Origin of the sequence: Mesorhizobium sp. M0293, assembly GCF_040321735.1 — a bacterium.
Classification (GTDB): Bacteria; Pseudomonadota; Alphaproteobacteria; order Rhizobiales; family Rhizobiaceae; genus Mesorhizobium.
In genome coordinates, this window is sequence record NZ_JAMYSA010000221.1 from 1 (window position 1) to 4,402 (window position 4,402).

The 4,402-nt window shown below is 55.3% G+C and carries 6 protein-coding genes; 4 read left to right on the forward strand and 2 right to left on the reverse strand.

Annotated features, from left to right (window positions below):
• Positions 1-178: 178 nt before the first annotated feature.
• Genes NKJ06_RS34635 through NKJ06_RS34645 form a run of 3 tightly spaced genes read left to right on the forward strand, consistent with a single transcriptional unit; the run spans position 179 to position 2,122 of the window.
• Positions 179-520 (forward strand): hypothetical protein, encoded by a 342-nt coding sequence (locus NKJ06_RS34635; protein ID WP_352812409.1) that lies wholly within the window; start codon positions 179-181, stop codon positions 518-520.
• On the forward strand, positions 521-1,468 hold the full coding sequence (locus NKJ06_RS34640) for an MvdC/MvdD family ATP grasp protein (RefSeq protein ID WP_352812411.1): 948 nt from the start codon (positions 521-523) through the stop codon (positions 1,466-1,468).
• A 3-nt stretch (positions 1,469-1,471) separates the two neighbouring features.
• A complete protein-coding gene (locus tag NKJ06_RS34645; RefSeq protein WP_352812412.1) occupies positions 1,472-2,122 on the forward strand; it encodes a hypothetical protein in 651 nt (216 codons plus the stop codon).
• Positions 2,123-2,347: 225 nt separating this feature from the next.
• On the opposite strand, the gene NKJ06_RS34650 is transcribed toward NKJ06_RS34645, so the two are convergent.
• Together NKJ06_RS34650 and NKJ06_RS34655 are read right to left on the reverse strand one after the other, a co-directional pair.
• Complete coding sequence (locus tag NKJ06_RS34650; protein ID WP_352812414.1) at positions 2,348-2,494, reverse strand: hypothetical protein; 147 nt, start codon at positions 2,492-2,494, stop codon at positions 2,348-2,350.
• Between the two features lie 18 nt (positions 2,495-2,512).
• On the reverse strand, positions 2,513-2,659 hold the full coding sequence (locus NKJ06_RS34655; protein ID WP_352812415.1) for a hypothetical protein: 147 nt from the start codon (positions 2,657-2,659) through the stop codon (positions 2,513-2,515).
• A gap of 347 nt (positions 2,660-3,006) precedes the next feature.
• Between NKJ06_RS34655 and NKJ06_RS34660 the strand changes: the two genes are divergently transcribed.
• On the forward strand, positions 3,007-4,158 hold the full coding sequence (locus tag NKJ06_RS34660; RefSeq protein ID WP_352812417.1) for a sulfite oxidase: 1,152 nt from the start codon (positions 3,007-3,009) through the stop codon (positions 4,156-4,158).
• Positions 4,159-4,402: the final 244 nt, after the last annotated feature.

The following is a 4,402-nucleotide window of genomic DNA, read 5'->3' on the forward strand; positions in this document are numbered from 1 at the left end:
GCGCCTAGCTTGCGCGATGGCGGCGCGCCAGTATTCCGCCTCAAAGCTACGAGTCTGGCTTTGCCGCCGATTACGAAATTGTGGCTTGGGCACTTGCGACTTAAATGCGGCGAGCGCACATCATCGAACTAGCGCTGTGTAGCTATATAATAAAGGCGATCAAACATGGAGGTCCCATATGTCTTTGAACCCCAAGAGCCGAGAAGGCACTCCATTGCGACCATTCCTTTCGCGTTTCGCAGTCGAGCGAACTGGAAGCAATGATATTCCCGGAAGATACGCTGAAGATAGAGAAATGTGGGTGGTGAACCAGGCGGGGATTGAAGTCGCACTTGTAAGCGCAGATTTGGAAGTTTCTGAACTTGTGACAAAAACAAAAGTGAGCAATGAGCAAGACGATGAAGCGAATATGCTGGGGACACATACTGCAGTTAGAAGTGAGGCAGACGACCTGGAAATGAGCCTGGCAATGTTATCTATTGTCACTTTGACAGAAGTGAAATCAGAAAAGGACGACTAGTTGATATTGCTTTTCTCTAATCGTCGAGACCTGACGACTGATTTCCTGGTCAAAGAGCTGCATGGTAGGGGAGCAACGTTTGCACGAGTTAACCTTGAATCTGCAGGGGATTTAGCCGTCGAATGTGACATTTCAGGCAACCGTCTATCTTGGCACCTTGAGGTGCGCCGTGAGCGTATTAATCTGGCCGATGTTAAGGCTGCCTATTTCCGAAGGCCGGGGCGCCCTGCCGCTCTTCCCACTCTTCTTGAGGCTGACGCACGGCATTTTGTCGGTGAGTGGTCGGCACTTATTAAAAGTATGTGTGCCGCCCTTGAGGGGAAATGGTTCTCAAACCCTGACGCGATTTTGAGGGCCGAGGACAAGCCCAAGCAGCTTTCCAATGCAATCGCAGCGGGATTTTCAGTTCCAAATACTTTGATATCAAACACCTTCCAAAATGTAAAAAGGTTCTTGGATAGCGGAGATGCGATAGCTAAACCACTTTGTTCGGGCCATCTACAAGACTCAAGGTCGGAATGGGTTATATTCACCACACGTGTTGGCCCCATCCCTGAGTACGACTCACCTTCGATTGAGCTGTGCCCCGTAATATATCAAAGGGAAATTTTAAAGCAGTGCGATATACGGGTAACTGTCGTTGGCGACAAAGTATTCGCAACGGCCATCGAGTCTCAATCCTTGAAAGATTCGACGGTTGACTGGCGGAGAGGCGATGTGTCGGATATAGCCCACAAAGCTCACGAGATGCCGGAGACGCTAGCAGTTAAATGCCGTAGTCTTGTAAAGAGGTTAGGCCTTCGCTTCGGCGCTATTGATCTGATATTAGATAGAGACGGTAAATACTGGTTTCTTGAAATAAACCCCAACGGGCAATGGGCTTGGTTAGAAAAGCGGGTAGGGCATCCGATTGCTTCTGCCATAGTAGATGAACTCATGAGTATTTGAAAAATGCGCAAAGTGATAGATTTTTTCTGGCCAACCTCGGAACGTCCTACCCCCGAGGAGCGGCGGCAAGCGACGCAGAAAATTGAAGAGCAAATAGCTCATATCGATCAGATGGATTGGGGCGGCGATACTGATACCGCTTTGGAGGAGGCCCGCCGATTGGTCGATTCAGATGAAGCGCGACGTCGGACGGCCGAGGCACGCGCCACAACATTTCTGCTACTGATCGGGGCACTGACTCCCGTAGTAACATTTCTGGGCGGCTTTTCATGGATGACGGGAGATGATTCCACCCTTAGATTAGTAGCCTTTGTTTTGCTATCTATCGGTATCTGCTATCTGTTTTCGGCGGGAAGATGGTCTTTAAAGACGATTCAAGTTGGCGTCTTTTATGATGTACACGTTAGTGACATTGTGAAGATATGGGAGAATAAGGAAGTTAAGCAAAATTTATTACGGCATATTCTACAGTCAGTTGTTAGGAATCGCGATGCCAATAATTTTAAGATCACCTGCATTAAGATAGCTCACATGTTTGTGTTGCGTGCGATATTGATTTTTTCGGCGTTCTTGCTGCTGCCCATGGCATGGGACCTGGTGTCTAAGATCGCGGCCTCTTTTACAGGCTATCTCCGCCCGATGGTGTGCGGCTAAACCGGCTCGGGCGATATGTAGCCAACCGCCTTGTGAAGCAAGATCGCGCAGGCGCTGGCGATGAACAGCCTGGGGCCCGAGCGCGGGTCGGGCTAGCGGCCCGAGAAACAGCGAAGAGCTCTACCGGAGAAGTCACCGCCTATACCGCCACACTCATCCTGCTAGCCGAATTCCCTTACAACGGTAGCATTGAGGGATCGCGCCATGCGGCGCTATTGCTCGCATTTAATGCCCCTTAAAATACTGCACCTCCCGCTCATGCTTCTCCGCCGCCTCCCGCGTATCGAACGTGCCCAGGTTCCGCCTTTTCCCCTTTTCGTCCTTCTTCCGCGAATAGAGGCGGTATTTTCCGCCTTTCAGTTTCCGGATCATCTCGCTCTCCCTGGCTGATCAGGATTTCCGCTTGACCTCCAGGCTGCGGGCGGGTTGCTCGGTGGCCGCGCGGTCGCTGCCCAGCCTGTCGATCAGCGCCTCGTCGCCCGATATGCCGGTGCGCACCGCGAGCGCCTCGACCTCCAACACGTCGGAACTCGCCACCCGGCGATCCCGGCGGCGCACTTCGGCGCCTCCGCCCTTGTGCGCCCACCGAAGGCCCGGCCGGCCTGTTGCGATCCGAGCAGCAATGGCACGACAGGAAATCGGTCTGCCACAAAATTGTCATGTCCCGTCCAAGTTGTGGACACGTCCTTTTCAAAGGCGCACTCTTGGATTGCGAAACGCATGTCAGAATTTCGCCCAACACATGCTTGAGGTGCGTCGGTGATTGTCTGACCTATCCGGATACTTCCGGCTGGGCATGACTTTCATTGTGTCGCCTATCCGTGATCAGGCTACGGCCTAACGCACGTTGCAGCCTGTTCCGGATCAACTGGGAGGTAAACAACATGCATGGCATTCAACGCAGAGAACTTCTTGTCGGGGGAAGCGCGGCTCTTGTCGCAATCGCTGCTCTCTCGCGTCGCGCCTACGCTTTTCCAACACAGGCGGGCGAGGACGTTGTTCCGTGGCTGGATCAGCCGACCAAAAATCCCGATCCGGTAGGTATCCAATCGCAGCTTGTCTGGGAGGATCTGGATAGCTGGATAACGCCAAACGACAAGTTCTTCAGCATCTCGCACTTCAATCGACCGACGATCGACGAGAAGGCCTGGTCCATGGAGATCGAGGGCCTAGTCAAGAAGCCCCTGAAGCTGTCGCTCGCCGACATCAGGGCGCGGCCGCGCCAGGAGGTGGTCTTCACGGTGGAATGCTCGGGCAACCACGGTTTTCCCTTTTTCACCGGCGGCATCGGCAACGCCCGCTGGGCAGGGACGCCGCTGGCGCCGATCCTCGAGGAAGCCGGCGTTCACGAGAAGGGCATCGAGGTCGTCTTTTTCGGTACTGACGAAAGCGAGATCCCGATACGCGACGTGAAGATGAAGCAGAATTTCGCTCGCAGCATGTCGCTCGCCGACGCGATGAACCCGAACAATCTGCTCTGCTATGAAATGAACGGCGCTGCCTTGCCGGCGGCCAACGGCTTCCCGCTGCGGCTCATTGCTCCGGGCTGGTACGGGATCGCCAACGTCAAGTGGCTGAAGCGCATCGAGGTTCGCGACACTCGGTTCATGAGCCTTCTGATGGCCCGCGACTATGTCACCATCCGCGAGGAAGACCACAATGGCGAGACCGAATGGGCCGAGACCTCGGTGGGCCGGGCGCTGCTAAAGTCGGCACCCGCGAAGGTCACCCGGAAAGGCTCGGACTACGCCATCGTCGGAGCAGCCTGGGGGGCACCGATCGACCGGGTCGAAGTGCAAATCGATCAAGCGCCCTGGGCGCCAGCGACCATCGACCACACTGAGGAGGCCGAACACGCCTGGAAAATCTGGTCCCTGCCCTGGGCAAACCCCTCGCCGGGAGAACACACGGTGACTTCGCGCGCGGTCAGCACCACGGGACAGGTTCAACCCGCAATGGACGATCCCTTGATTGCCAAGAAGCACACATACTGGGAGAGCAATGGCCAGGTCACGCGGCGCGTCAAGATCGTTTGAGGAGAGTCGGGAGGCCTGCAGGAGGCCAGCGCAGTGGCAAAATTGTCATGCCAAGCCGGCCGCGCGTGATCGGTTTGCAAATCTCGCGCCTTTCCTCTCCCCCGTCGATCGGGGGAGAGGTGGCGAGCGAAGCTCGACGGAGTGGGGGTCGACCTTTCATCGAAGCAATGCTTCCGCCTGAATGCCGCATGCCTGAGCTTTCCTGCTCGCCCGGTTGTGCCTGTTTTGCGGCTGCGCGTTTCGC

Bases quoted from the DNA above. Each gene is read 5' to 3' on its own strand.
- NKJ06_RS34645 (WP_352812412.1), top strand. From the start codon at position 1,472: ATGCGCAAAGTGATAGATTTTTTCTGGCCAACCTCGGAACGTCCTACC.
- NKJ06_RS34650 (WP_352812414.1), bottom strand. From the start codon at position 2,494: ATGATCCGGAAACTGAAAGGCGGAAAATACCGCCTCTATTCGCGGAAG.
- NKJ06_RS34660 (WP_352812417.1), top strand. From the start codon at position 3,007: ATGCATGGCATTCAACGCAGAGAACTTCTTGTCGGGGGAAGCGCGGCT.
- NKJ06_RS34635 (WP_352812409.1), top strand. From the start codon at position 179: ATGTCTTTGAACCCCAAGAGCCGAGAAGGCACTCCATTGCGACCATTC.